This window comes from Erwinia sp. E_sp_B01_1, from assembly GCF_036865545.1.
Classification (GTDB): Bacteria; Pseudomonadota; Gammaproteobacteria; order Enterobacterales; family Enterobacteriaceae; genus Erwinia.
Window position 1 is genome coordinate 3,000,306 of the sequence record NZ_CP142208.1, and the last position, 26,023, is coordinate 3,026,328.

Annotated in this window: 22 protein-coding genes and 2 pseudogenes; 10 read left to right on the top strand and 14 right to left on the bottom strand. The window is 49.0% G+C overall.

The genetic code is table 11. From position 1 onward, the window contains the following. Position 1 precedes the first annotated feature (1 nt). The 6 genes from VRC33_RS14240 to VRC33_RS14265 all read right to left on the bottom strand — a co-directional run bounded on the left by VRC33_RS14240 (position 2) and on the right by VRC33_RS14265 (position 5,319). A complete protein-coding gene (locus VRC33_RS14240; protein ID WP_338556894.1) occupies positions 2-1,345 on the bottom strand; it encodes an enolase C-terminal domain-like protein in 1,344 nt (447 codons plus the stop codon). Then, a complete protein-coding gene (locus VRC33_RS14245) occupies positions 1,323-2,675 on the bottom strand; it encodes an MFS transporter (RefSeq protein WP_338556895.1) in 1,353 nt (450 codons plus the stop codon). The genes VRC33_RS14240 and VRC33_RS14245 overlap by 23 nt, the downstream gene beginning before the upstream one ends. Positions 2,676-2,993: 318 nt before the next feature. After that, on the bottom strand, positions 2,994-3,482 hold the full coding sequence (locus VRC33_RS14250; protein ID WP_338556897.1) for an aromatic amino acid transport family protein: 489 nt from the start codon (positions 3,480-3,482) through the stop codon (positions 2,994-2,996). Next, on the bottom strand, positions 3,469-4,116 hold the full coding sequence (locus tag VRC33_RS14255; RefSeq protein WP_338556899.1) for a hypothetical protein: 648 nt from the start codon (positions 4,114-4,116) through the stop codon (positions 3,469-3,471). Before VRC33_RS14255 ends, VRC33_RS14250 begins: the two co-directional genes overlap by 14 nt. A 91-nt stretch (positions 4,117-4,207) precedes the next feature. Continuing rightward, on the bottom strand, positions 4,208-4,753 hold the full coding sequence (locus tag VRC33_RS14260; RefSeq protein ID WP_338576741.1) for a hypothetical protein: 546 nt from the start codon (positions 4,751-4,753) through the stop codon (positions 4,208-4,210). Then, complete coding sequence (locus VRC33_RS14265) at positions 4,741-5,319, bottom strand: MFS transporter (RefSeq protein WP_338564471.1); 579 nt, start codon at positions 5,317-5,319, stop codon at positions 4,741-4,743. The genes VRC33_RS14260 and VRC33_RS14265 overlap by 13 nt, the downstream gene beginning before the upstream one ends. A 711-nt stretch (positions 5,320-6,030) precedes the next feature. On the opposite strand from VRC33_RS14265, the pseudogene VRC33_RS14270 reads away from it, so the two are divergent. Together VRC33_RS14270 and VRC33_RS14275 are read left to right on the top strand one after the other, a co-directional pair. Then, positions 6,031-6,297: pseudogene (locus VRC33_RS14270) on the top strand (VOC family protein); the annotation flags it as partial. Positions 6,298-6,509: 212 nt separating this feature from the next. Next, on the top strand, positions 6,510-6,755 hold the full coding sequence (locus VRC33_RS14275) for a hypothetical protein (RefSeq protein WP_338556903.1): 246 nt from the start codon (positions 6,510-6,512) through the stop codon (positions 6,753-6,755). A gap of 125 nt (positions 6,756-6,880) precedes the next feature. Here the strand turns inward: VRC33_RS14275 and VRC33_RS14280 are convergent, their stop codons facing one another. The 6 genes from VRC33_RS14280 to VRC33_RS14305 form a co-directional block, all read right to left on the bottom strand. Then, the gene (locus tag VRC33_RS14280; RefSeq protein WP_338576744.1) at positions 6,881-8,029 is read right to left on the bottom strand and encodes an MFS transporter; all 1,149 of its coding nucleotides are present in this window, start codon (positions 8,027-8,029) and stop codon (positions 6,881-6,883) included. 798 nt (positions 8,030-8,827) lie between these two features. Further along, positions 8,828-9,808 carry a VOC family protein gene (locus tag VRC33_RS14285; RefSeq protein ID WP_338556908.1) on the bottom strand — a complete coding sequence of 327 codons (981 nt, stop codon included), beginning with the start codon at positions 9,806-9,808 and terminating at the stop codon, positions 8,828-8,830. 288 nt (positions 9,809-10,096) lie between these two features. Further along, positions 10,097-10,978 carry a DUF1932 domain-containing protein gene (locus VRC33_RS14290; RefSeq protein ID WP_338556910.1) on the bottom strand — a complete coding sequence of 294 codons (882 nt, stop codon included), beginning with the start codon at positions 10,976-10,978 and terminating at the stop codon, positions 10,097-10,099. A gap of 10 nt (positions 10,979-10,988) precedes the next feature. Then, positions 10,989-12,071 (bottom strand): 4-oxalomesaconate tautomerase, encoded by a 1,083-nt coding sequence (locus VRC33_RS14295; RefSeq protein ID WP_338556912.1) that lies wholly within the window; start codon positions 12,069-12,071, stop codon positions 10,989-10,991. Between the two features lie 2 nt (positions 12,072-12,073). Continuing rightward, positions 12,074-12,790, bottom strand: a complete 717-nt coding sequence (locus VRC33_RS14300; protein WP_338556914.1) for a 4-carboxy-4-hydroxy-2-oxoadipate aldolase/oxaloacetate decarboxylase — start codon at positions 12,788-12,790, stop codon at positions 12,074-12,076. After that, a complete protein-coding gene (locus VRC33_RS14305) occupies positions 12,787-13,524 on the bottom strand; it encodes a PIG-L deacetylase family protein (protein ID WP_338564302.1) in 738 nt (245 codons plus the stop codon). Before VRC33_RS14305 ends, VRC33_RS14300 begins: the two co-directional genes overlap by 4 nt. A 129-nt stretch (positions 13,525-13,653) precedes the next feature. Here VRC33_RS14305 and VRC33_RS14310 point away from each other — a divergent pair, with 129 nt between their 5' ends. Both VRC33_RS14310 and VRC33_RS14315 read left to right on the top strand, forming a co-directional pair. Beyond that, positions 13,654-14,880, top strand: a complete 1,227-nt coding sequence (locus VRC33_RS14310) for a LysR family transcriptional regulator (RefSeq protein ID WP_338556916.1) — start codon at positions 13,654-13,656, stop codon at positions 14,878-14,880. A gap of 239 nt (positions 14,881-15,119) precedes the next feature. Beyond that, positions 15,120-16,490 carry an aromatic acid/H+ symport family MFS transporter gene (locus VRC33_RS14315; RefSeq protein WP_338556917.1) on the top strand — a complete coding sequence of 457 codons (1,371 nt, stop codon included), beginning with the start codon at positions 15,120-15,122 and terminating at the stop codon, positions 16,488-16,490. Positions 16,491-16,607: 117 nt separating this feature from the next. Here VRC33_RS14315 and VRC33_RS14320 read toward each other — a convergent pair whose 3' ends face one another. Next, positions 16,608-17,066 carry a heme-binding protein gene (locus VRC33_RS14320; RefSeq protein WP_338556919.1) on the bottom strand — a complete coding sequence of 153 codons (459 nt, stop codon included), beginning with the start codon at positions 17,064-17,066 and terminating at the stop codon, positions 16,608-16,610. 497 nt (positions 17,067-17,563) lie between these two features. On the opposite strand from VRC33_RS14320, the gene VRC33_RS14325 reads away from it, so the two are divergent. The 4 genes and pseudogenes from VRC33_RS14325 to VRC33_RS14340 all read left to right on the top strand — a co-directional run bounded on the left by VRC33_RS14325 (position 17,564) and on the right by VRC33_RS14340 (position 22,967). Continuing rightward, positions 17,564-18,574 carry a LacI family DNA-binding transcriptional regulator gene (locus tag VRC33_RS14325; protein ID WP_338556921.1) on the top strand — a complete coding sequence of 337 codons (1,011 nt, stop codon included), beginning with the start codon at positions 17,564-17,566 and terminating at the stop codon, positions 18,572-18,574. A 543-nt stretch (positions 18,575-19,117) separates the two neighbouring features. Next, positions 19,118-19,852: a gluconate 2-dehydrogenase subunit 3 family protein gene (locus tag VRC33_RS14330; protein ID WP_338556923.1), complete on the top strand. Its 735-nt coding sequence runs from the start codon at positions 19,118-19,120 to the stop codon at positions 19,850-19,852. 19 nt (positions 19,853-19,871) lie between these two features. Then, positions 19,872-21,643, top strand: a pseudogene (locus VRC33_RS14335) (GMC family oxidoreductase). Between the two features lie 10 nt (positions 21,644-21,653). Next, on the top strand, positions 21,654-22,967 hold the full coding sequence (locus tag VRC33_RS14340) for a cytochrome c (RefSeq protein WP_338556925.1): 1,314 nt from the start codon (positions 21,654-21,656) through the stop codon (positions 22,965-22,967). 238 nt (positions 22,968-23,205) lie between these two features. On the opposite strand, the gene VRC33_RS14345 is transcribed toward VRC33_RS14340, so the two are convergent. After that, the gene (locus VRC33_RS14345) at positions 23,206-23,733 is read right to left on the bottom strand and encodes a VOC family protein (RefSeq protein ID WP_338556927.1); all 528 of its coding nucleotides are present in this window, start codon (positions 23,731-23,733) and stop codon (positions 23,206-23,208) included. A 191-nt stretch (positions 23,734-23,924) separates the two neighbouring features. Between VRC33_RS14345 and iolE the strand changes: the two genes are divergently transcribed. Together iolE and VRC33_RS14355 are read left to right on the top strand one after the other, a co-directional pair. After that, positions 23,925-24,842, top strand: coding sequence for a myo-inosose-2 dehydratase (gene iolE, locus VRC33_RS14350; protein ID WP_338556929.1), 918 nt, complete (start codon positions 23,925-23,927; stop codon positions 24,840-24,842). Then, on the top strand, positions 24,839-26,014 hold the full coding sequence (locus tag VRC33_RS14355; RefSeq protein WP_338556931.1) for a Gfo/Idh/MocA family oxidoreductase: 1,176 nt from the start codon (positions 24,839-24,841) through the stop codon (positions 26,012-26,014). Before iolE ends, VRC33_RS14355 begins: the two co-directional genes overlap by 4 nt. Positions 26,015-26,023: the final 9 nt, after the last annotated feature.

The window sequence follows — 26,023 nt, forward strand, 5'->3', positions numbered from 1 at the left end:
CTTAGCGAACCAGTGACGGACGTTTGGCGTCATAGCGCCAGTTATCGATTAAAAATTGCATCCCCAACGCATCGTTTCGGTTCTTATCCGGCAGCGCGTTGTAAAGCGCATGCGCCTGTTCGACGCGTTCCATATTCAGCTCGATGCCCAACCCTGGACCCGGCGGCAATTCCAGATAGCCATCGCGGATCTGCGGCGGTTGATGCGTCAGTTGCTGACCATCCTGCCAAATCCAGTGGGTATCAAAGGCGGTCTGACGATCGCCCGGCGCCGCTGCGCCCAGGTGCGCCACCATTGCCAGGGAGATATCAAAATGATTATTGGAGTGGCAGCCGGTGGTCAGCCCCCATTCGTTGCACAACTGCGCCACCACGTTGGCGTTACGCATCGTCCAGAAGTGCGGATCGGCGAGCGGAATATCGATGGCGTTAAGTTGCAGCGCATGATGCAGTTGGCGCCAGTCGTTAGCGATCATATTGGTAGCGACCGGCACGCCCGTGGCGCGACGGAATTCGGCAAGCGTTTCCCTGCCTGAATAGCCCTGCTCCGCACCGCAGGGATCTTCCAGATACGGCACCCTTCCCGCCAGCTGTTTACCAAAGCGAATCGCTTCATCCAGCGACCAGCTGGCGTTGGGATCGACGGTAACGCGCGCATCAGGAAATCGCGCCAGCAGCGCTTCAACCGTTTCAACTTCCACTTCGCCTGCCAGCACTCCGCCTTTCAGCTTGAAGTCACGAAAGCCGTACTGCTCAACTGCCGCTTCGGCCAGCCGTTGTACTCCGGCGCTGTCCATCGCCGCCTCATGACGCAGACGGAACCAGCCATCCGGCGCCTTATCTCCCGAGCGATACTTCATAGTGGTAAGCCTGCGATCGGCGATGTAGAACAAATAGCCCAGCACCGGGATTCGCTCCCGCTGTTTACCGCTGGCAAGCAGATCGGCTACCGGCAGGTTAAACAGCTTGCCTTGCAGATCCAGCAGCGCGGCTTCAATGGCAGCAGCGGCGTTATAAAACTTCTCCGGATTCATCTGCGGAATATGAATGTCGTTGGTGTGTGAGGTTTGTTGCTGGCGCGCCTCGCTGTTGAAGAGCTGGCTCAGCGTGGCATTCAGGCGCAGCAGCGGGCTGCCTTCAATCAGCGGGCGAAACTGCTCCAGCAGCTGCAGGGTGGAGGCATGACAGGGCGTTTCGCCAACGCCGGTATGCCCGGCAGAATCGGTCAGGATCACGATAATGCGCGTGAAGAAGCAGTTATGGGCACCCCCAATATTCAGAAGCATGCTGTCGTAACCAGCAACCGGTATGATGCGCATGGAGTTAATGACTGGACTGTCTGACATCGTGTCTCTCCTTGTGACCTAAAGCGGGGGGAACAGGTTTGCTACGCAGCAGCAGCCACAGGCCGGTAACCACTGACACGCTGGTGAGCGCGTAGAGTCCGCCGGTGGTGCTCCCGGTGTGCATTTCAAGATAGCCGAACACCGTAGGCGCAAAGAATCCGCCAAGGTTGCCAATGGAGTTGATCATCGCGATGCCTGGTGCAGCTATCGATGCGGGCAGTTCGCTTTGCGGCATCGGCCAGAAGAATGCGGCGCTGACTTTGGAACCCACACAAGCCACAATCATCGCCACAAAACCTGACCACGGCGTGCCCAGGGTGGCCATAAAGGTACCGCAGGCGGCGATCAACATGGCGATGCCGAGCCCTCTGTCCAGCTTATCGCGATAACGATCGGTGGCTTTACCCAGCAGAAACAGAGCAACGATGGCGAACAGCCAGGGGATGGCGGTCAGCAGTCCGGTTTCGAAACTGTTGAACCCCTGAATACGCTGGATGATTTGCGGTAACCAGAACACCAGGGTGTAGCCGGTCATGGTCATGGTGAAGAAGATCAGGCAGTAGGATATAAGGCGGCGATCTGTGATCAACCCCCAGCGCCCCTGCGTTACGGCACGCCCGTCACGGGCAGTCTCTTCCAGAGCCAGTTGCTGCGCCAGCGCCTGTTTTTCCGCATCGCTGAGCCATTTCGCCCCTTCTGGCTTCGATACCAGCACCATCGCCGCCAGCAAGCCGATCGCTATCGATCCGCCGCCTTCCAGAAACATTACCCATTTCCACCCCGCGAGACCGCCCACATCATGCATCATCAGGATTGCGCCCGTGAGCGGGCCAGAGAACAGAAAAGCGCTGGCGGTTGCACTCAACACCATTGCGGTGGCGCGTCCCCGCCAGGCATTTGGCACCCATTGACGGAAATAGAACAGAACGCCAGGGAAGAAGCCCGCCTCAGCTACGCCGAGCAGGAAACGCAGCAGATAGAAATGCAGCGGCGTGCTAACAAAACCGGTAAGCACCACCACCATTCCCCAGGTGATCATAATGCGCGTGAGCCAGACGCGTGCGCCGAGTTTTTTCAGCATCATATTGCTGGGCACTTCAAACAGCGCATAGCCAATAAAGAACAGCCCCGCGCCTAAGCCGAAAGCAGCGGCGCTGATACCGGCATCGGTTTGCAGTTCGGCTTTGACGAAGCCAATGTTGGCGCGGTCAATCTGATTAACGATAAGCATCAGCGCCAGCATCGGAATAATGCGGCGGAAAAATTTGCCGATGGCAGAAGCGATATGCGCCTCGTGATCGGCTGATAATTCATGGAGTTGTTGTGTCATGCGTCACCTTTAGGGGAGAAAAACACCGCTATAGGTATACGCAGCACAGTTGGATAGCAGTTATGTGTTTTTGCCCTGGAACACTTAGGCAAATGCCATACAGTTATTAAATTTCATGAGGTTATGTAAATTTACGTCGTAGAGTTTCGTGCTGGTTTGTGCGCTGGCTCACTCGGGCAGTATGTTTGCTTCTGGCACAAAGCGGTCGAATGAAGTCCGCTTTGTGCCAGAAGCGGACATTTGTGAATCGAGGTGTTGTGATAGATGTTGTGTTTAATTCCGGAGACAGCTCACCAGTGTTAATAGCAGCGTATGCTGTCAGTTGATAAAAACTTCTGCCACCATGAAAATCCACATTAAAGTACCCACCATCAAAAATAACTTTAATATATTATCGCTCAAAGGAAAATGATAGGTCGCAGCCAGGCCTCTTTTTCGGGCGACAAGAAGTAAAACCGGCGGTAGCAACACTGCCCATATAACAAGTGCTATGCCAGCATAGGAAATGGCAAGCAGAAAACCATCAGGCTTGATAATACAAAACAGAGCCGGAGGTAAATACGTCAAAAGAACAGGTAACATTTCATTTTTCTTCGCCATCCGGTTTTTCAATAAGTCACGAAAGTAATCACACAAACCTAACGAAGCTGAGAGCAAAGAAGATAATATGGCAAACATTGCGAAAAAAACCAGAATTACTTCCATTGATGCTACCGCTTTCGCTCCTTCAATCATTCTGATAAAAGGACCTATATTACCGCCGGAACGCTTGATTTCTGCAAAGGTGGCCTTATCAACCACACCCATATTTAGACAGCGATCCCGCAATAATAATTCTGTCGTCCAACTTGTTGTCGAGGCATTCCATTACATAACCGGAGCCGTTTTCACCGAAGATAGAGGTTCCATGAGCATCATCAATATAAGCATAACCATTATACTTACTGATTAACTGCGTCAGAAACTTAACCGGTGCCACGCCGCCCATAGAGCCTACACTATCAGAGATAGATATCGGCGTAAGGCCATTATCAAAGGCAAACTTAAATGCATCTTCTATTTTTTTGTGATCTTGGAAATCTATACGCACCACATCGCCAAATTGCTGCAACAGGCCCCGATTAATTTGTAAGGTAGCGTGCGCTGTTTTCTCAAGTATGAAGTAAGGTTTATTGATAAAAGTGTATTTTGGCAATATTCCTGATGCCAGTAATGGCAAAACCGCGATATGACAAGGCGTCACCGCATTGAAAGTAAGGGTGCATGCACCTTTCATTATGGCGCTTAGTTTACTTTCAATGTCCCTAAAAATGTCTGGTTTAATTCGCGTTCTTGCCACCGAAAGTTGTACACCAAAGCGCTCCATTGCTTCATATACAGCCACTTTAAGTTTTTTGTGCGTTTCAATACCAAGATAAGAGCAGGACACAAACTCGATCATTTCCCTGCCATCATCGAGTCTGATTTTTTTCCCTCTCTTTCAGTGACAATCAACTCATTGATGTTTTCCGAAAAAACACGTGTTTGATATTTTACGGATTTTTCAATTTTGTTTCTTTGCCAGTTCTGCACTTCGCTCTCCTTAAATAGCTAACTACCAGTAATGATAAAATCGCCAGAGATAATCCACTTATCCCCATCACTTTTTCAAACCCAATCCCTAAAGAAGTGGATTTTGTTACACAATAACTAATAACACCTGCACAGACAGTTTGCGTAAACCCGGTCAATGATGAAGCTACTCCCGTTTTATTACCTTTAATCTGCAATGCGGTGAAATGAGCGACTGGGTAATATGCACCTAATGTAAAATTGAACACAATAGCAGAGAGTAGATATAAAATAGGATCATAGTTTCCTATAATAAAAGGAACTAATGACAGTGCATTGATTCCAAAAAGTAAAAATGGGTTTGTGAATGCGTTAAGCTTTGAAGCCTGATTTCCTGCTATGAAAAAAAGAACAGAAAATGAGAAGACCAGTGAGTATTGAAAAGGCGTAAATTTTAAATTTTCTATAAAAATCACAGGCGTCAGCGTAATGAAACAAAAAAGCGAACTCAGGATCAAGGAAACCAAAGCCGTCCCCGAAAAAATTCGGTTGTCATAAAGCTGCCATTATATTCTTCAGACTTTTCTCCAGAACCAGGTAAACTTTTTGGGGCAAGAATGACTGTGATCATTCCAAAAATGAACATCGTTAAGAATATGTAGTTCCAGCTTACATAACCAAGCATAACACCACCCGCGAGCGGTGCGATCAGAGGAACTACCGCACTGGCAGAGGAAATATCAGATAGGGCTTTTTTTAAGCTTTCAGCTGGAAAACTATCTTTTGCGATAGCTCTGGATAATACCGGTCCTGCGCCAGCGCCTACGGCCTGTATAAATCTTCCTGCCATAAGTAAATAGATATCTTCCGCCATATAGCACAGCAAACTACCCGCTGAAAAAACGATAAAACCTGCCGTTATTGTTTTTATTTTTCCTAACCTTTCACTTACAAAGCCTACACATAATTGACTGATAGCATAAACGATAAGAAACCCGCTGACCGAAAGCTGAATAAGAGAATAATCAACCTGAAAAACTTTTTGCAGATTTGGCAGAGCCGGAACAATCATGTCGGTAGCCAGAGCTGACACAGATGCAGCCATTACAAGATATAAATACACTCGGTTCATAATCAAAATTAGCTTAAGTTCTAAAGAGCAATCAAACTATCAAAACAGCTTATAAATATCAATTTATCTTATGTAATCATAGTGCTATACAGCCTCCAGCTAAATAACCCTCCATTAAATTTAAAATAGCATAAAAATCAATAGAATATGAACTAACCGTACGAATAGCAATCAATTCTTCCAGATATTCTGTTTACGAAAAGAACAATTTAATCCCGGTAGAATTTCTATTTGTAAAATGATAATTACACAGATAATGCTACTAAATGGGGTGTTGTTAAGAATAATTAACCATAGAAGCAGGAATGACGATAGGTAATAAAATTATGATCAATTTTCAACCACTCGGAAGATAAAAATCTGCAAAAAAAGTGATTTGTTAACTTTACACTTTTATGTGACATTTTTATAACAAATGAAGATGAAATTATTGACTGGTAGAACCTCATATATTAAATGAGGTTATCTGATGTGTGATATACATGCTCACCTGATTTCAACGCAGATGAGTACGGCCCCTTCCCCTTCTTTATCGATGAAAGAGGACTTTATTTCCTGAAGTACCCCAACGCTTCCCGACAGGTACCACGTCCAGAAAGGCCGCCGCCTGGCCTGCCGCGCTCTCTGCCTCATCGGGAAGCGTCCGTGCCACTCAGCCTGACCACGCCACCAATAGTGACGCCGAATCCGGAAAGCGACTGTAATCTTCTCCTGGCCCGTGCTTCAAACGAGCGACAGGAAGGCTTCATCAGCAACCACTCCGGCGGGCGGATATTCCTGTTCCTGCAGACCGACGACTTCTGTCGCGACTATAACGCCATGAAAGCGAAGGGCGTCCACTTCTGCCAGGAGCCGCGAGAGGAGGAGTACGGGATGGTCGTTGTGTTTGAGGACATCTACGGCAACCGTTGGGATCTTTACCAGAACAAGCGAAATTAAATCACTGAGGGTCAGGTTACCAATGGGTAATCGTCAGCCAATACCAGATCCGATTTTCGCTCACAGGGGACCTCAGCTCAGCCAGTTTGTCCGCTTTGTGCCAGAAGCGGACGTTTAAGATTTGAATTTTTTCTTAGCTTACTGGTTCAGGAAAAATTACCATGAAGCATAACTTTCAATAACTTAACCGCTGCTCTGGATATATCGATCATATGCGTAAATTACAAAAACTTATTGCAGCCGAAAATACTCTTTCCTCACCCTCTTTCAGCCTCTCTTCGACAGCTATATCTTGTATCGCATCAAAATGTCGAAAGGATGAAGTTGCCGATGCACATATCCTGATAAAACAGCTCAAAGCTGAATTGGCCACAGTTTCTGACTGGGATGGTGATACACAGGATGATATCTGGAAGAGCATCGAACTATTTAGAGCCATCTTAGCAAAGGTGAGATAAGGCATGGCCTTCGTGTCCGCTTCTGGCACAAAGCGGAGCATTTTTCAAACCACATATTTCTACCTTAGCATTGGCTGACAAGAGACAATTAATTAATGGTCACAGTTGTTTTTAGAGTATTACTATTAATTAACCTCAGCAAGATTGACGCCGGTTGCATTTGGAAGGCAGAGCGCCGCAAGAATACCAACACAATAAGAAGTAATTGCCAGACTTCCCATTGCATAGCCCAGATGAATGTGGCTTGATAAGATACCTACCAGTGCCGGCATTAACGAGCCAAATCCGCGTCCAAAGCTGGCACAAAAACCTGCGCCGTTACCTCTGATATGGGTGGGATATAATTCTGAAAAAGCAGGTGTTAAACCGGAGGCCAGTCCGCCTTGTAATGCGCCGAGGAAAAAGCCCAGAACCAGGGTAATATCCATACTGACGTTTGCAAACATATACACGCTTACAACAATCATCTGACAAAGCAGGAAAAATATGACTGTCTTCCACCTGCCAAACTTATCACTTAACCTGCCATAAATGAAGGGTCCCAGAAGAGAGCCTAAAATGTTTATTGCTAAATATCCAGACATGGAAACTACTGGTAACCCCAGTTCCATACGCAAATAGGTGGGGAGCCAGGTTATCATTATATAAGCCCCTCCAAATATACCGCCAGATAAAATGGTTGCCGTTACAGTAATGCGCCGATGCTTCCCCTGAAATATTTCCGTGATTTTATTAGGTTTTTTACTTTGAGAGGTTGATGAGAAAACGGGTGATTCAGGGACTAAACGACGAATGAACCATACCAAAATGGCCGGAATTATACCAATAAGGAAAAAAAGCTTCCAGGCAAGCTCTTGTGGGAAAAAGTTAAGTAACACCGGCAATACGCCCAATGAAATAGCGTAGCCAAGTGCGTATCCGCTTTGAATTGATGCACCAACGCGACCACGATAACTTGCACGAATTACTTCACTGATCAAGACACCGCCAACGACGACTTCACCACCATAACCGAGCCCCTGTAAGAAGCGCACAATAAGAAACTGCCAAAAATCTCCGCAGAGTGCGGTTAAACCGGTAAAACAGGCTACCCATAATACAGTTAACTGCATAACGCGTATGCGTCCCCAGCGGTCGGCCAGCATCCCAGCGCTCCAGCCGCCCAGAGCGCTTCCGATTAATGAAGCCGACCCCAAAATTCCAGCCTCAGATTTAGTCAGTATTGCCATACTGAGTAAAATCGGCATGACCAATGAATAAATTGTGCTGTCCATCGAGTCCAGGGTAAACCCTCCCAGACATGCCCACCAGGTTTTTTCTCTTTTGGAGTGAGCTCACTGTACCATCCGATTTTCATTTTTCACCTGTTGTTAGCTACAAAATATTCGCCCCCTGTTCAGAGCGCGCTGTTTTAATATTATTAAAAATAAAATTATATTATAAGCAGTATGACTAACAGAGCTTTAGCGTTATTTTGTGATCTCTATCTCGTAGGGATTATAATTAATTTAATTCGATTATTTTTCGGATAAATGTTTATTTAAATCCAATCAATAATATTTATAGAGCTATGATTTCTATTTATAGGAATTTTTATCATACGTTGAATTATTGCTTGCATCTTAAACTTCACCGGATGGAGTTCGAGTTTCCTGATATTATTTTTAAGACGGATTCAATTTACAGGGGCCTGTCCTGGGTTGCAGGAGTCAGTAAGGGGACGGGCTGAAAACGTATTTTTACTTACACCGGGAATTATGCTGGCATCCCTGCTATTCAAAGCGTCAGGATCCAAAGAAGAAACGCTATTGATAACGGAGACGGTCAGTCCATATTGCACGCCGTTACGACCAGAAGAGGCTTGGCAGAGAAGCCAGGCAAGCTGCTACACGTTCAGCCTGCCGGAAGGATATAACTGATAGCAGAGATGATTCATAGTCAGAATTTAACGTAAAGCCTTACGGGGCTATTCTGCCTGTCCGGTGAGAGTACGGGTTGGAAATCTTAAAATCACGCAGCGAGCAGGAAAGACTTTTTATTTGCCATCCAACAGCAGTTGACACAGGTAGAGATCATTTTTCCAGATCCTTTGGTACCGGCGGCGTGCCATGCGTATGGAAGGTATCGATGGTCTTCAATCCCCAGGCTTGTCCTTTTTTTCGCTCGGTTTCTGTCCATACTATGGTCTGCCAGTCCGGGGCGAGAATCAGGCGAGCACCTGAGTTGGCTAATTCCACCCGGTTGCCCGCAGGTTCCCAGACATACAGAAAAAATGTCCCCTGAATAGCATGTTTATGCGGCCCGGTTTCGATGTGTACGCCATTTTCTAAAAAAATATCTGCTGCGCGCAATATGTCCTCACGAGTATCTGTTGCATAGGTCACGTGATGCAGACGTCCTTTTCCTCCACCCTGCTCTTCCGTACATGCCAGGTCGTAAGTTTTATTGTTGATGGTAAACCAGCAGCCACCTATACGGCCATTATCAAGCTCTATCATTTCGGTAACTCGCGAGCCCAGACAGGTTTCCATAAATTGTTTGAACTCACGCACGTCTGCTGCCAGCAGGTTAAGGTGATCGAGACGGCGGGGAGAAGCACCACGGCCGTGATAGCGCTGAGCCAGATTTTTCAACGATGGACGTTCGCCTGCTTCAGCCTGATAGCGGACGGTATCATAATAGATCTCAAATATATGGCCAAAAGGGTCAGCAAAGCGGAAAGCACGACCCTGCCCCTGTTCCTCTTTCACCCAGCCAATGACTTCATATTTGCTGGCCTCAATCACAGCCACACGTCGCATTAGCGCCGCTTCTGAGCTGGCGCGATAAGCAATGTGGCCCACACCAGTCGTGTGATGACGCGTTAACTTCAGGGTATGAAATTCATAGTCATCCCAGGCGCGCAACCAGGCATGATTTTCATCCTGCTCCGAGACTGTCAGACCATATACATTAACGAAGAAAAAAAGACTCTCCTCAAATTTATCAGTATAAAGCTCAACATGTGCTAAATGTGCAATATCATGGCAGGGTTCTGATGAATGATTTGTCATGCATACCTCCTTAGTGGTTTAAGCGGCCGGTTTTTATTCATAATCTCTGAGATAAGTTATCCGCCTTACGCCTGTCAGGTCAGATGGTTTTAGTTCTGAAGTCATGAGTTTTTTTATACTGTGACATTGGTAACGCCCCGGAATGAGCAAAGATCGGCAGCGATGGATTTGTAGTAAAATATTGCCTGAAAGATCACCGAATTAAATAGCAAAGGTTTTCTATCTCATTTTCAGACAAAAGAGTGACGATGACACCTGTTGGCTGAATTAATTACTCAGGAAAGATGTTTAACCAGTCTGGTTAAGCTGATCTACCGCCTTCTGCCAGTCGAACGAGGTTGAATCGCTGTAAGACACACCCACTTTCGCCATTCTTGCCGGTAATGCTGCCTGTACCTGCTGTATTGCCTGGCTCATCAGTGCGGCGACACCCACATCCTGCAAAGTTTTAACCACTTCGCTCATCTCTTCAGCGCGTCTGATGCCGTGTTCAGCAACACGACTGATAAGATAATGCGGCAGCCGATCGTTCCATCCAAGTGACGGGAAACTGGTATGCAATGAAGCCAAAACGGCCTCTTCCACACCGTATTGCCGTGCCGCGCTGAGACATTCAGTGGTTAATGCTTCCAGACCTTTAATCATCACGCTGCGGCACATCTTAATCGCAGACACATCACCAACACGCTCACTGGTTGCCCTTGCGTTGCATCCCAGCGCAATTAAGATGTCCGCAACACGATTTGCTGATGGCCCGCCAATCAGCAGCGGCGTGGCAAGGCGCTCAGGAGGCACCGGCGCCATTACCGCAACATCCAGATAATGCCCGGCACCCGCGGTTACCGCTTTAGCAGCGGCGCGCTTGGTGTCAGGCGAAACGGAATTGAAGTCGAGAAAAGTCTGACCGGTATACAACAGCGGCGCAGCCTGCACAGCTACGTCGAGCGCGCTGCCCGCTGTCACCAGCGATAACACTAAATCTGCGCCATCCAGCGCATCAGCCAGAGAACTGGCTGTTTGTATACCCGCTTCAACTGCCAGCGCCTGTAAAGAGTCAGTTTGCAGGCCGGGAAACTTTTTATCCCAGACACGCACATCCGCTGCTCCCGCCATATCCTGCGCATAAATCTTTCCGGCCTCACCGAAACCTACAACCGCAATACGTACCATTCTGCTCTCCTTAACTGCCTGACCACACTGAACCCGGAACAGCAACCCGACCTTCAAACAGCAGACGTGCGGTACGAATCAATCCGCTGTTGATGACGTTACCCGTCGCATCGCGTGTCAGCATCACGCTAAACTCGCCGGTGGGATGTTCCACCGCCAGCCGCTGCTCACCAGCCTCGCTGACATTTGCCACTCCTTGTGTCACTGAACCGGGGATGAGACAGGCGGTTGCCACACTCACAGCGCCTAATACGCCAATGGATGCATGGCAGCGGTGTGGGATAAAGGTGCGGGTGGTCAGCGTCCCGCCCTGGGTTGGGGCAGCAATCAGGGTCATTTTTGGCACCGTGCGTTGCGTCACATCGCCCAGATTCATGCGTGGGCCAGCCTGCAAGCGGATGGCTTCCAGGCGCGCTTTCAATTCGTGGTCATTATCCAGCTGCTCGCGTGTTTCCAGCCCGCTGCGCTGCAAATCGGCTGCCCGTATCAGCACCACCGGCATGCCATTATCAATACAGGTAACCTCAATACCCTCAAAGCGGTCGCGTGCGTTGCCCGTCGGCAGTAAGGCACCACAGCTGGAACCGGCGATATCTTCAAAATTCAGTATCTGTTCTGCTGCGAAACCCGGCACGCCGTCAATGTGTGCGTCACCTTCATACTCTATCGCACCGTCAGGCGTGGCGATTTGTGCTTCGGCGATTTGCCCGGTGTTTACCATAAAAATACGCACCAGCGTGACCGCGCCCTGCACCTTTACCAGCTCTTTTTCAATGGCGAAAGGTCCGACGGCGGCCAGGATGTTGCCGCAGTTTTGCCCGTAATCCACCACGGCTTCAGTGACGTTAACCTGCGCAAACAGGTAATCCACATCCGCGTCCGGGCGCGTTGAGGGGGAGATAATCGCAACTTTGCTGGTCAGTGGGTCGGCCCCACCAATCCCGTCAATCTGACGTGCGTCAGGCGACCCCATCACTGCCAGCAGCACGCGGTCGCGAGTGGCGTTATCTTGTGGCAGATCCGCCGCCAGAAAACAGGCGGCTTTGGAGGTGCCGCCACGCATTAAGACGCAGGGGAGAAAGGTCTGTTTCATCGTCAGCTATTCTTCAGCTCATCCAGGGAATCAACGTAGCGCAGCCCTTTTTCAGCTAAGGTGGGCCGCATCTGATAAATATCCAGCCCCAGCTCTCCCGCTGCGAGTCGCTGGCGTTTACCTTCCTCAGCATCAACGCGTTTTTTTGCAGCAGCATCCACGGTGGTGGCCTGTTCACGAGGCACAATGACCACACCATCATCATCGGCTACCACGATGTCGCCCGGATTGACCAGCTGACCGGCACAGATCACCGGAACATTAACAGAACCCAGGGTCTCTTTTACCGTTCCCTGCGCATAGACAGCTCGTGACCAGACGGGGAAGTGCATCTCGCGCAACGTCTGGCTGTCGCGTATACCAATGTCGCCCACGAGGCCCACTACGCCACGCGCTTTCAGTGATGTCGCTAACAGGTCACCAAAAAAGCCGTCGTGACAGTCAGACGTCATCGCCACCAGCAACACATCACCCGGCTGGCATTGTTCTACCGCCACGTGAAACATCCAGTTATCACCCGGCGATACCAGCACGGTTACTGCGCTGCCCGCGACAGCGCATTTCTGCTGAATCGGACGCACGCGAACATCAAGCAGGCCTGTACGTCCCTGTGCTTCATGCGTGGTCGCCACGCCGTAACCCGCAAACCCTGTGACCAGACCGGGTTCGGCACGCTCAATGTTTCGCACGACAACGCCTTTCTTATTCAGCAGACTCATGACAAATCCTCCGTCACGCGCGGGAACAGGCTCTGATAACCTTCGCCATGGCTGATAACTTTTGGTGAAGCGATGCCCACGTTACGTTTGGCCTGAACACCACGCTGCAAAGCGACGCGCGTATAGTATTCCCACAGGTGCTCCTGCCCAGCCATGCACTGTATTGCCGCGTATTTCTTATCCCATACCGGGGTGATATCCAGAAGGACGTCCGGCTTCCAGTTGCACTGCTCGGGCTGGTGTGGTTCAAAACAATAAACCGGCGGCGCACCGATGATGGTTTCACCGGGACGATAACCTTCAGCCTGCGCGATGATACGTGCTTCCTGCGTCAGATTAGCGGCCAGCGGATGGTCATAGTTATAGGGATCGTTCACCGAATGGGTCAAAACGAAGTGTGGCTGTACCCGACGGAACACGTCAGCAAGGCGAAACAGCGTCTCTTTGTCTGAGCGAAGCGGATAGTCACCCATATCGAAGAACTCAATGCTGGCTCCGAGGATTTTGGCCGCAGCTTCGGCCTCACCCTGTCGGTTTTGCTTCACGATAGTTTCGGTCATGTTACCTTTGCGCCACAGCTTTGCTGATTCACCTCGTTCGCCGTAGGAGAGACAGACCACATGCACGTCATATCCTCGTGAGGTATGCAACGCAATCGCGCCGCCCGCACGCCAGACAAAATCAGCGGAGTGTGCACTGACCACTAAAGCGCTCTTTTTAGCTATCTTTTCCATCATCTCATCCTGCGTTTTGCTGTTTTTTTCATCCTGGCATGCTGTTTAACGCACGGATAATGCCTTTCATTGCGTGAGCTATGACTTTTATTTATGTTGGGATAAAACCTTTAAACTTTTTACGACGACATGAAAATAAACCCGCAAGAATTTCAATTAAAAATCATGCAAATACGAGCATTCTGTATGATTGCAGATCGTGGCACCGTGTCAGAAGCCGCCAACAAATTGTTTCGCACTCAGTCGGCAATCACCCGTTCAATCCGTGATCTTGAACACACTTTAGCCACGCCGCTGTTCGAACGTCACGCGAGCGGCATGATGCTGACGGAAATGGGAAAATGTGTTTTGCCACGTGCCCGCCGCGCTATCCAGGAGCTGCAGCTGATCCCCTCATTGCTCAGCAAACTCAAACAGCGCGACAACGGACGTGAAGAGGCTGAACCTGTCTGGTTATTTAACCTGCGACGTCTGCAAATTTTCCTGGCGCTGCACCGGCTTCATCACACGCAAAGCGTGGCGACTTCACTGGGTATCAGCCAGCCTGCTGTCAGCGCAGCGTTAAAGGTGCTGGAAAAGGGAGCAGGATTGACGCTGTTCCAACGCACGCCAAAAGGCATGATGCCAACGCCCGCCGGGCGGGAAATAGCACCTTTCATTAGTCGCGCACTGAATGAGATCCGGCATATTCCTGAAGAGCTTGCGGCGCAGCAGGGCGTGCTAACCGGCACTGTGCACGTGGGAGCCCTGCCCCTGTGCCGAAGCAGTTTACTGCCTCGTGCCATTGCTCACCTGGTGACGCGTTATCCCGGTATCAAAGTAGTAACCAATGAAAGCGCCTTTAGCGCGCTGGTGACAGAGTTAAGGGCGGGTGATATTGATTTCATTCTCGGCGCTTTGCGGCAGAACGACACGGTGACGGATATCCATAACCAGTTTTTATTCGATGAAGAACTTATTTTAGTGGCGCGCCCTGAGCATCCGCTTACCGGACGGTTGCTTACGCCAGACGAGCTGGCCCTGACGCAGTGGATCCTCCCCCGTGATAACACTCCGGCACGCCATTTATTAGATCGCGCATTTCAGGCATCAGGCATGCCCGCCCCACAACCTTTAGTGGAAAGTGGGGATCTGGCGATAGTGCGTGGGCTGCTGCTGCATTCAGATATGGTCGCGGCCGTCTCTTCGCATCAGCTTGAATATGAGTTACGTGCCGGGATTCTGACGTCGCTGACGTTCGATCTGCCTGATACGTGTCGTGAGATTGGTTTAACTTTCCGTCGGGGGGCGCTGCATTCACCTGCGGCAAAAGCGTTATTGAGCTGTATCGATGAGGCGCAGACTCACTCCGTCTAAAATAAAATCATATAAGAACATAATATTTACAGCGTCAGAACTGCATATTTAAGGCCTCTGACGCCATTTTTAACTTCTAAAGACAATGTTAAATTCGTCACAATATAAACCCAACTCATACCTCTAAAAGCCTTTTTTGACAGACAGGGTTGTTTCCCCCGCTTAACGTGTTACCAGATTGTTACCTTTCTCATATCCACCCCCAACTGCCGCAGACAGCAGAGAAGAGAGTGTACCCGATGACAGCAAATAACCTGGTTAACGTGAAAGCGTGGATAGATGCGCGACCCATCTCATCTTTTCAGTGGCGCCTGCTGGTGCTGTGCCTGATTATCATTATGTTTGACGGCTATGATGCCGCCGTGATGGGCTTTATTGCGCCGGCCCTGATTGAACACTGGGGCATCAGCCGTGCAGCGATGGGCTCCATTCTGGGTGCGGCGATGTTTGGTGTGGCGCTGGGTGCGCTGATCGCCGGACCGCTGTCCGATCGTTATGGCCGCAAGCGAATCATTTTACTGGCAGTGCTGATCTTTGCCGCGTTCAGCCTTGCCTGTGCGTTTGCTACTACGCCAGTACAGATGATGGTGCTGCGCTTTATAGCCGGATTAGGATTAGGCGCGGTGATGCCAAACTGCGTAACCTTACTGTCTGAATATATGCCTGAACGCCGTAAAGGCGTCATGATTACCCTGATGTTCAGTGGCTTCAATATTGGTTCGGGACTGGGAGGATTTATTGCCGCAGGGTTGCTGACACAGTATAGCTGGCCCGCGGTACTGATTTTTGGCGGTGCGGTACCACTTTTGATGTTGCCGGTTATAGCCTGGTTGTTACCAGAATCGGCCCTTAATCTGGTGATACGTAAAGCACCACGTGCTCAGATAGCCGCATTGCTCAATCGTATGGGGGGAAGTTTTGGCAGTGATAATGCCTTCATTCTTGATTCTCCCCGCGTCAAACGTCACAACACCATTTCGGAGCTGTTTCGTCATGGCTTTGCACGCGGCACCATCATTCTCTGGATGACCTATTTTATGGGTCTTTTTGTGATTTATCTGCTGAACGGCTGGCTGCCCACCATTATGCGGTCAGGTGGCATTTCGCTGGAGCAAGCTGCCATTATTGCCGGCCTGTTTCAGCTGGGCGGTCCGCTGGGGGGTATCATCGTCGGCACACTGATGGATAAGCTACGCGCTAAATGGGTAATCGGCGTAGTTTATTTTATCGGTTCTGTCTGTTTGATTATCCAGGGCCTGTTTAGCCTGAGTGGCGTGGCGCTGGGGATTATTATTTTTATCACTGGTATGTGTATTAATGGCGCGCAGAATGGCCTTCAGGTCTACTCTCCGGCTTTTTACCCCACAGAGATCCGCGCCACTGGCGTGAGCTGGATGCACGGTATTGGACGCATCGGCGCCATCCTGAGTTCATCATTGGGTGGCGTGTTGATGGGCGCCTTTCCGGGACAGTCAGCCATATTCTTCATTCTTGCACTGCCAGCACTGCTTGCCGCATTCAGCATTGTTTTACATCGGAATATTCGTCTTAATATGAAAATCAAAGGCGCAGGCCTCAGTGAGCATGTTCCTGAAGTACAAGCGCAGTGAGGATGTGGCGGTCATAGCTTTACAGCAGGAAAATGCCCACATATTTCCTCATCAGCGCGAGCGCATCAGGGTCGCGCCGGTGAGGAAACAGAAAGCCTGGTGATAAACAGATTGTTATCAAAGTGTCTGTTGAAGTTGCTGTATACCCCAAAATGCAAGCGCATGATCGTCTTCAGAAGGTAAACCGCTTACGCTTACTGCGCCGATAACCTGACCGGTCAGGTTCAGAAGGGGAAATGAGCCTCCATGATCCGTATACCTCGCATGATCGATGTGTTTCTGCATGCTCATCGATTCTCCCCGGGATGCGTTATCGATTCCTACATACAATGATGAGTGCGCACAACGCAGGACTGTGTTGCGTTTGCGACGCATCCATTCCAGGTTATCTGCGCTTGAGCCAGGTAATGCCGCAACAAATAATTCCTGACCAAAAGCATAGACCTCCAGCGATACGGGCGCCGCAAGCACTACTGCACGCTCATACAGAAGTTGGCCCAGTCGCCAGGCAAGAGTGAAATCAAACTGCGCCAGTCGGGCTTCATTTTCCTGTTGTAGCATTTCTTCAGGTGTCATTTGATGTTCCACGAAGTGAGTAAATGAAATTTAAATTTCAATATACTGAAAGACTACATTGTTGTGAATATGTTTTTTTCAGAAATTTAGAGAAAAATCAGTACCATATCCTACATTTTTTTGCAAAAAGACCTAAAAATCAAGAACGTATGTTTCATATAATTTAATTTTGGAATTATTTCCCCTACAGACGTTGGAGGAGGATGAATGAGACTCAAAGTGCAGACTTTCTCATAGCATGTAAGAACAAGAGTCAGCACCCTGCAGGGGCATCAGAATGGATAAAGTCTCATTCGTTATAATCTGAAATGCATGGTGTAATGCTGCACCGATGCAGTTTCTGAAAGGTTCTCCAGGGAAATAATTACATTAGTATTTCTCTGGCAATCGGGCCGCTAAGCCGATACTTTCACTTGTTACGGGCTGAAACCGGCGGAATAGGTTCAAACATCCTGCCTGAAAATCAGCCAGATTGTTTTGTTACGTGGGTTATAAAAATGGAAGAAAAATCAAACAGTAAAAAGGCGACCGCGAATGAAGTTGCTGAACTTGCGGGCGTCTCGAAATATACCGTTTTGCGTGCCTTTAAAGAGGGGGCTTCGATTTCACCTCATGCCCGCGAAGCAGTAATGGCAGCGGCTGATAAGTTAGGATTTAGCCCAAACCTGTTAGCCCGTAGTTTAAAAAATAAGAAAACTAAACTGATTGCAGTTCTGGTTGATGAGTTCCAAAATCCACATACCTTGATGGTGCTGGACGAAGTCAGTAAGCAGTTGGGTGCGCGGGGCTATATGACCATATTACTTAATGTCAGCTCTGACGATAAATACATATCCGTATTAAAGATGGCTGGACAGATGCAGGTCGATGGCATGATATTCGCCGCGACCATCTTACGTGATGAGCTGATTGTTACAGCAAAAGAAATTTATCACGTGCCTTCATTCCATATTTGTCGTAGCACCGAAAATCCAGACGTGAATGTTGTAAATATAGATGGTTTCAATGCTTCTAAAGCGCTTGGAAATTTACTTATACGGCAGGGTTATAAAAAATACGCTTATATGAAAGGTCATGATACACCTTCGTCACAGTTAATGCGTATACAGGGATATGAGGAAAGCCTGAAAGCAATCGGTCAGAATATAAGTAAACTCTTTATTGCGGGACATTATGACCGTGAGCGATCCTATACTTTGATAATGGATTATTTACAACAAACACCTCAAAGTGAAAGGGTTGATGCTTTGTTTTGTGAAAATGATGTTCTGGCTATAGGCGCCATTCAGGCTGTAAGAGACTTCGGTCAGGGTGCGCATATGGGAATAGTAGGCTTTGATGATATTAATGAAGCGCGCACAACCACCTGGCAATTGACAACATGGTCGCAACGGGCTGATTTACAGATTACTGAGGCCATCAATCGTCTTTTAGACGGTATTGCCGATGAAAGCGGTAGTTGGCGAACCGGTGAAATAAAGATCCGAAAATCGCATCTGAAGCCCTGATATGTTAGCTATTATTTCAAATGTAAACATCATGTAAAATATTGGGCAAACCAGCAGTGTTTGCTCACATAATGCCCTTCCATACACCACAAGCCACAACCTCATTAATACATACTCATCGTAAATAGCACTTTTTGATAACCCCTATCGCCCTCTTGCAAATTTTTATACATCATTGTTTTATATACAAAAAGTCACTTAACCTCGCTTTCTGTTTTGTAAATTTTTCTTTGCCATCGATGGCAAATTGCAGTTGCCATCGATGGCAAAAGTACACATAATCGCAACATTGTGGGGTTAAAGCCTGGTTCCCGGGAGTGGAAATCTGTCCTGCAGCAATGTTTAGTTTTGATTTGTTGATAACAATCGGCAGAGCTACGAGATGAACATAGTTGTCAGGTACAGGTAAAAACAATCAGTTTGATTAATTTAACCAGCCTGATTCTACTGTAAGGCAGTTATTATTCTAATTAAAACTGTAAGTCTTAAGCTGGATTTTATTACTGTTAAGAATGGTAAGTTTGAGTTTTATTGGAGCATCATGTGAAAAGAAGAAGTTTTATTCAGGCAGGGTTAGTTTTAGCAAGTACCGGTACAGCTGCCTCAATATTCAAACCTGCAGGAGCCGCTGAGAGAGTTTTTAAGGGTGGCGAATTATGGCGTGCCAAAGCAACTCAGCCTCCAACGCCTGCAGATCCCACCAAAAGGTACTTTTTCACGGAGCAGGAAGAAGCATTAGTTAAAGCTATCTTTGACAGACTCATTCCCGCTGATGAATTAAGTATTGGTGCATCAGATGCGGGCTGTGTTGTGTTTATTGATAATCAACTCGCCGGTCCTTACGGGGAGGCCAGTTGGCGTTATAAAGGGGGTCCGTATGAGCAGGGAACGGAATCACAAGGGAATCAAAGTCCATTAACGCCTCGCGAAATTTATCGTAAAGGGCTTTCAGAGATGGATATTCACTGTACAAAAGCGTTTGGGAAGTCCTTCGTCGTTTTATCCGATGATGATAAAGACAACTATCTCGAACAGATGGAAGCGTCCAAATACACCTATCCGGGCTTTACGTCTTCAAATGCGCTTTTTGGCCAGTTCCTTTCCAATGTGATGGAAGGTTTCCTGGCCGATCCAATATATGGTGGCAACCGCAATATGGTCGGCTGGAAAATGATTGGTTTTCCGGGCGCACGGTATGACTACCGTGATGTAGCCAAGCTTAAAGGACAAAAAATCTCCCTTGAGCCGATCAGCATTATTGAACATTTGAAAGCATAATAAGACGTAAGGAATACCAATGAATTACACCAGACCTAAGGCTGACGCAGTTATTGTCGGCCTCGGATGGGCCGGTTCTCTGATGGCTGAAGAACTTACCCGTGCAGGACTTAATGTTGTCGTTATCGAACGCGGCGCATGGGAACAGACCCAAACCAACTTTTCGCCAGCCATTGCTGCAGATGAATTGCGCTATGGCGTCCGTCGGGAAATCCTGAAGCCGCCACGAATTGAAGCCCTCACTTTCCGGAACTCATCCGATCAAAAAGCCCTGCCCGCGCGTGACCAGAATATTTTCATGATGGGCAACAGTGTTGGTGGCGCAGGCAAGCACTGGGCAGCCAACGCCTGGCGCTTCAATCCATCTGATTTTGAGATGGAAACCCGTCTGCGCGAGCGTTATCACAATATGAAACTGGCCGATGGTCTGATCGTTCAGGATTGGGGGGTCACCTATGATGAACTTGAGCCATTTTACGACCGCGTAGAAAAAATCGCCGGGATTTCCGGTAAAGCGGGCGTGATTAACGGCGTCAAACAGCAGGGGGAAATCCTTTTGAGGGCAACCGCACCAGCGAATACCCAACACCACCTTTGATCCGATCGCACTGGAATGATATCTACCACAAAGTCACTGAAAAAATGGGCTACCACCCGTTTCCGATCCCTGGTGGAACAATCGGTGCCGCTTATACCAATCCATTAGGCGTTAATCTCGCACCCTGCACCTATTGTGGCTTTTGTGGGTTATATGGTTGCGGTAACTGGTCAAAGTCTTCACCTAATGCCTGCGTCATCCCTGCGCTCATGGATCGTAATAATCTTACAATGCTTACGGAATGTACCGTATTACGGGTCAATAAAGCGGATGATGGTAAAACGGTCACCGGCGTGACCTTCCTGGATTCTGATGGCAATACCGGTTTCCAGCCCGCGGGCATCGTGTGTGTGTCAGCTTATCAACTGGACAATGTAAGACTGCTATTGTTATCAGAAATTGGTACAGCTTACGATCCTGCAACAGGTAAAGGCACGCTTGGTCGCGCTTATAATTATCAGACCATGATTAACGCATTCCTCTATTTTGAAAACGAACAGATGAATCCGTATATCTCTACCGGCGCGTTATCAACACAAATTGATGATTATAATGGGGACAACTTCGATCACACCGGACTTGGTTTCCTGGGTGGGGCAGGCATTCAGGCACTGTCTGATCAGGGTACACCTCTGAGTCTGGCAGATCGCGTACCGCCAGGCACCAAACTATGGGGTTCGAAATGGAAAAAAGCCTACCAGCAAAGTTATCAGAACTTTGGCAAAATTCAGGGACAGGGTACTTCATACTCGCACCGTGATTCATATCTTTCACTGGATCCGAATTACAAAGATGCTAATGGACAGCCGCTGATGCGGATGACGTTTGATTACAATGAAAACGATAAGCGTATGGCCAATTTTATTCGCGATCGTATGGAAGAGATTTGTAAAAATTCGGGTGCCAAATCCTGGGAAATTGTTTCTATTCCGGACAAACATAATTCGCCATATACCCCTTACGACAGCTCGCACACCATAGGTGGTGCGGTGATGGGTCTGGATCCCAAAACCTCAGTCCTTAACCGTTACCAGCAGCATTGGGATGCACATAACCTGTTTGTACTTGGGGCCTCTTCGTTCCCTAATAATGCAGGCTATAACCCAACCATTACGTTAAGTGCGCTCACTTTATGGACGGCACATGCCATCGTAAATGAATACCTGAAAAATCCGGGTTCACTGGTGGGGTAAGGAGAAAAAAATGGCGAATAAATTAAGACGTGGTGCGCTTGGCGTGGTGTATATCGCAGTGCTGGGTGCCCTCGGTTATACCGCACTGGTGAAATATGACGAACACAAAAGCTATCCACAGACCCTGAAGCCTGAAACGGGGGCGGCATTGCCTGAGCAGATCAAGCGAGGCGAGTATGTCGCCCGCCTATCAGACTGTACCGCTTGTCATACCGCACAGGGTGGCAAACCTTTCGCCGGCGGTTACCGGCTGGAAACACCCTTTGGTAGCATATTCTCATCGAACATTACCCCGGATAAAGAAACCGGTATAGGCAACTGGACGCAAGAGCAATTTGACCGTGCGGTGCGTCATGGTATTGGCTCGCATGGACATATGTATGCGGCAATGCCCTATAACGCTTATGCAAAACTTACCGATCAAGATCTGACCGACCTCTGGGCGTACGTCCGGACTATTCCCGCAGTGAAAAACAGCGTCGTTGAGAATCAATTACCTTTTCCGTTTAACCAGCGCTGGACGCTTGCTGGGTGGAATCTGCTCTTTTTCAAAGACCAGATATTTAAACCGACAACCAGCAACAGTGATGAGATTAATCGTGGCCAGTATCTGGTTGAGGGCCCCGGGCATTGTGCTTCGTGCCATACTGCCAAAAACTTTCTTGGTGGTGACAGTTCAGCCTATCTGCAGGGTGGTCAGTTAGAGGGATGGCACGCACCCGACCTCACGCAGAATCCGCACACAGGACTCGGTTCATGGAGTAAAGATGATGTGGTCACCTATCTGCGTACCGGAACCAACAGGATGGGGGCCGCGTCAGGGCCTATGTCAGAGGCAGTTGAAAACTCAACGCAATACATGTCAGCTTCCGATCTTCAAGCAATAGCAAGCTATCTGCATACATTGCCCGCCTCCCCTGTAACAAAACCTTCGCCGGTGAGCGCCAGGGACAATGCAATGATCGTCGGGAAGAAAGTCTTTGAATCTCAGTGTCAGGCTTGTCACGTTTCAGATGGATCGGGGATCCGTAATATGATCCCAACACTCGCGAACAATCCGCAAATCAATGCGGACGATACCTCGAGTTTGCTGAACGTGGTGTTAAAAGGCAGCCAGGGACCATTTACCCATGCGAACCCTACTTCTGCAGGTATGCCTGATTTTGCCTGGAAGCTGTCAGACGATAACATCGCGGATGTGATGACCTATATCCGTAACAGTTGGGGGAATGCCGCACCGCCTGTCAGCGCAGATACGGTGACACAAGCGCGAAAAGAACTGAAGGCCAAACCCTGGATGGGAGAGGCCAGGGATAAGCAGTAAGCCTTAATCAACAGATCGCCTGCAGGCGGGCGATCTGTTTGATCAAACTGCCCTTTTAAGACTGTAATAGCGATATTTTTTTGTTAACACATTTGGCAGTTAAGTTAGATTGCCCATTCAGAGTTACAAATCAGCTTAAGCATAAATCAATGCCCGGTATTGTTTGTCTCAGGGCATTATTTATTAAATTTTAAAGCATGCACTCTACTGCACCCTTCTGAGCGATTATGTAAATATCTTACTGAGAGGTAGGGATCCATCTTTTCTGAGTAGCCTCACTATCGCAGGTAACGCCGGAAGGAAGTGTTATCAACTCAATCAATACGCCAAAAGGAGTCATACAAAACCAGGTCTTATTGCCCTTTCCTTCTTCCTGAGCAAAGCAGTCGGATGGCCCTTCAAACATTCGGGCCCCATTAGCCCTCATTGTCTTGCCCGCCTCATAAATATCGTCAACATATACTGAAAAATGGTTAACACCCTGAGTGCAGATATTGCCTTTAGCGTGCTTCACTGGAGGAGCGATCTCAAACAACTCAACATTGCAGCCATTACCCAGACGCATCATCACCAGCCCGGTCACGTTCATTGAAGCAGGAAATCCATTCAGGGGATGCATACTTTCACCCCCTATCTCCTTGTCCTGCCGGTCAGGCGGCACAATATGATAGAGCGTGGTGGCGCCCAGGGCATTAATAAAAAACTGCTCGGCTGTCGGGAGATCGGAAACAGTAATGCCAATGTGTTCGATGCCGTGTGCGTTCATTTTTCCTCCAGAAACAATCAGATATCTTTAACATGAGCCTGGCACAACCTGAACGGTTTTCACCTGTTTTATCCCTCTCATTCATGGATGCCCCCCAAACATCTTGATGGAATTCCATCATTTAAGCGGTAACAGCTCCCTCAAAGCGCTGGATATAGTGTCAATATCCTGACCTGTATGGAGCCATGCCGATGAATTCAACTCTTCAGTTAGGGGTCAGCCCCCTGAGCTGGACCAACGATGTTTTGCACGATTTGGGTGATAATATTCCGCTGAAAACCTGCCTGCAGCAGGCCGCAGCTGCCGGTTATCAGGGCATTGAGCTGGGAAGAAAGTTTCCCCGCAATCCTGAAACTCTGGCGCCCTTGCTGCAGGCGGTAAGCCTGCAACTCGCTTCAGGTTGGCACAGCGGTTTTCTGGCTGAACGATCGCTTGAGGAGGAAGTCGAGGCAGTGGCACCCCATGCCGCACTGTTAAAAGCGCTGGGTGCCGGCGTGTTGGTATACGGCGAATGCGGCAACCTGCCGGGGGACGCCCCCCTTGACCAGCCCCTGTCCCTTTCGCCTGCTCTAAACAGCATTGATGTTGCAGACTATGCCAACAAAGTCAGTGCTTTTGCCGACGTTTTAAAGCGCGATTACGGCCTGAGGCTGGCCTATCACCACCACCTGATGATGCTGGTTGAACGCCCCGAAGAGCTGGAGGCGTTTCTTACCCTGACCAGTAACAGCGTCGGGCTGGTGCTGGATTCTGGCCACGCCTTTGCCGCTGGCGTGGATTTGGCGCAAACGGTGAAAAAATTTGGCCACCGCATTGTGCATATTCATCTCAAGGATGTGCGTCCTGATGTGCTTCAACGGGTACAGGAACACGATCTCAGCTTCAATGACGCCGTACGGGAAGGGCTCTTTACCGTGCCCGGTGAAGGTTGCATTAACTACTCCCCTTTAATTGAGTTTGTCACCACCTCCGACTGGCGGGGCTGGCTGATCGTGGAAGCCGAACAGGATCCACAGAAGGAAGAACCGTTCGCCGCCGTGTCACGTGCGGCCCGCTGGGCACGCAATACCTTCCCGTTAGCCGTCAGGCCAGAGGTAACCCTGTCATGAAAGAGATGCTGAATATTGGCCTGATAGGGTCCGGTTTTATGGGCCAGGCACATGCAGATGCTTATCGCCGGGCGGCGATGATCTACCCTAACCTGCCTAAACGCCCACATCTGTATGCGCTGGCCGATCAGAATCAAATGCTGGCCGGGGAAAACGCCCGCCGCTTTGGCGCAGAAAAAGCTTACGGTGACTGGCGCGATTTAGTAAAGGATCCCGCTGTGGATGTGGTGGATATTACCTCCCCTAATCATCTGCATTATGAAATGGCGCTGGCGGCTATTGCTGCAGGCAAGCATGTCTATTGTGAAAAACCCCTGGCCGTCACCACAGAGCAGGCACTGGCAATGACTCTGGCTGCTGAACAGGCGGGGGTAAAAACGATGGTGGCTTTTAACAACATCAAAACGCCCGCCGCGCTACTGGCCAAACAGATTATCGGGCGGGGTGATATCGGTACGCCAGTCCGTTTTCGCGGCACTTTCGACCAGGGATTTTATAACGATCCCGAACTGCCGTGGTCATGGCGCTGTTCAAAACAGCTGGGTGGCAGCGGTTCACTGGGCGATTTAGGAGCACATACGCTTTCAGTGGCGCAATTTCTTATGGGCGGGGTCAGTGAAGTCACCGCCAGTGCGCAGACCTTTCTGCGGCAGCGTCCCGTTCCTCAGGTGGATGCGGGTTATGCCAGCCGCGCAGGTGAACACGCGGAATGGCGTGAGGTAGAGAATGACGATCAGGTTCAGTGTCTGGTGAGTTTTACCAGCGGCGCTTCCGGCGTGATTGAAGCTTCGCGTATTGCTGCGGGCCGCATATTTGGTGTGTTCTGGGAGGTGTCCGGTACCGAAGGAACCCTTTATATGGATGGTGAACGTTTTAACGAACTTCAGGTTTACCGTTTCAATGATGACAAGCACGATCGTGGCTTCAAAACCTTATACGCGGGCAGCCAGATCCCTGCCTACTCGGGCTTTTTCGGCTTTGATTTTGGCGGCGGCGGTCTGGGCTATTTCGATGTGAAAGTTATAGAAGTGCACGATCTGGTACAGGGCATTTGCAGCGATAGCGGTTGTTATCCTGATTTTGCCTTCGGCCTGCAAAACCAGCAAATCCTCACTGCCATTGAAGAGTCAATGGCGTCACATCAGTGGGTCAGCGTAACGGAACGCCGCTGAATTGCTGTC

Coding starts and splice junctions, on each gene's coding strand:
- VRC33_RS14240 (WP_338556894.1), bottom strand. CDS start 1,345: ATGTCAGACAGTCCAGTCATTAACTCCATGCGCATCATACCGGTTGCT.
- VRC33_RS14245 (WP_338556895.1), bottom strand. CDS start 2,675: ATGACACAACAACTCCATGAATTATCAGCCGATCACGAGGCGCATATC.
- VRC33_RS14250 (WP_338556897.1), bottom strand. CDS start 3,482: ATGGGTGTGGTTGATAAGGCCACCTTTGCAGAAATCAAGCGTTCCGGC.
- VRC33_RS14255 (WP_338556899.1), bottom strand. CDS start 4,116: ATGATCGAGTTTGTGTCCTGCTCTTATCTTGGTATTGAAACGCACAAA.
- VRC33_RS14275 (WP_338556903.1), top strand. CDS start 6,510: ATGCGTAAATTACAAAAACTTATTGCAGCCGAAAATACTCTTTCCTCA.
- VRC33_RS14280 (WP_338576744.1), bottom strand. CDS start 8,029: ATGGACAGCACAATTTATTCATTGGTCATGCCGATTTTACTCAGTATG.
- VRC33_RS14285 (WP_338556908.1), bottom strand. CDS start 9,808: ATGACAAATCATTCATCAGAACCCTGCCATGATATTGCACATTTAGCA.
- VRC33_RS14290 (WP_338556910.1), bottom strand. CDS start 10,978: ATGGTACGTATTGCGGTTGTAGGTTTCGGTGAGGCCGGAAAGATTTAT.
- VRC33_RS14295 (WP_338556912.1), bottom strand. CDS start 12,071: ATGAAACAGACCTTTCTCCCCTGCGTCTTAATGCGTGGCGGCACCTCC.
- VRC33_RS14300 (WP_338556914.1), bottom strand. CDS start 12,790: ATGAGTCTGCTGAATAAGAAAGGCGTTGTCGTGCGAAACATTGAGCGT.
- VRC33_RS14305 (WP_338564302.1), bottom strand. CDS start 13,524: ATGGAAAAGATAGCTAAAAAGAGCGCTTTAGTGGTCAGTGCACACTCC.
- VRC33_RS14310 (WP_338556916.1), top strand. CDS start 13,654: ATGAAAATAAACCCGCAAGAATTTCAATTAAAAATCATGCAAATACGA.
- VRC33_RS14315 (WP_338556917.1), top strand. CDS start 15,120: ATGACAGCAAATAACCTGGTTAACGTGAAAGCGTGGATAGATGCGCGA.
- VRC33_RS14320 (WP_338556919.1), bottom strand. CDS start 17,066: ATGACACCTGAAGAAATGCTACAACAGGAAAATGAAGCCCGACTGGCG.
- VRC33_RS14325 (WP_338556921.1), top strand. CDS start 17,564: ATGGAAGAAAAATCAAACAGTAAAAAGGCGACCGCGAATGAAGTTGCT.
- VRC33_RS14340 (WP_338556925.1), top strand. CDS start 21,654: ATGGCGAATAAATTAAGACGTGGTGCGCTTGGCGTGGTGTATATCGCA.
- VRC33_RS14345 (WP_338556927.1), bottom strand. CDS start 23,733: ATGAACGCACACGGCATCGAACACATTGGCATTACTGTTTCCGATCTC.
- iolE (WP_338556929.1), top strand. CDS start 23,925: ATGAATTCAACTCTTCAGTTAGGGGTCAGCCCCCTGAGCTGGACCAAC.
- VRC33_RS14355 (WP_338556931.1), top strand. CDS start 24,839: ATGAAAGAGATGCTGAATATTGGCCTGATAGGGTCCGGTTTTATGGGC.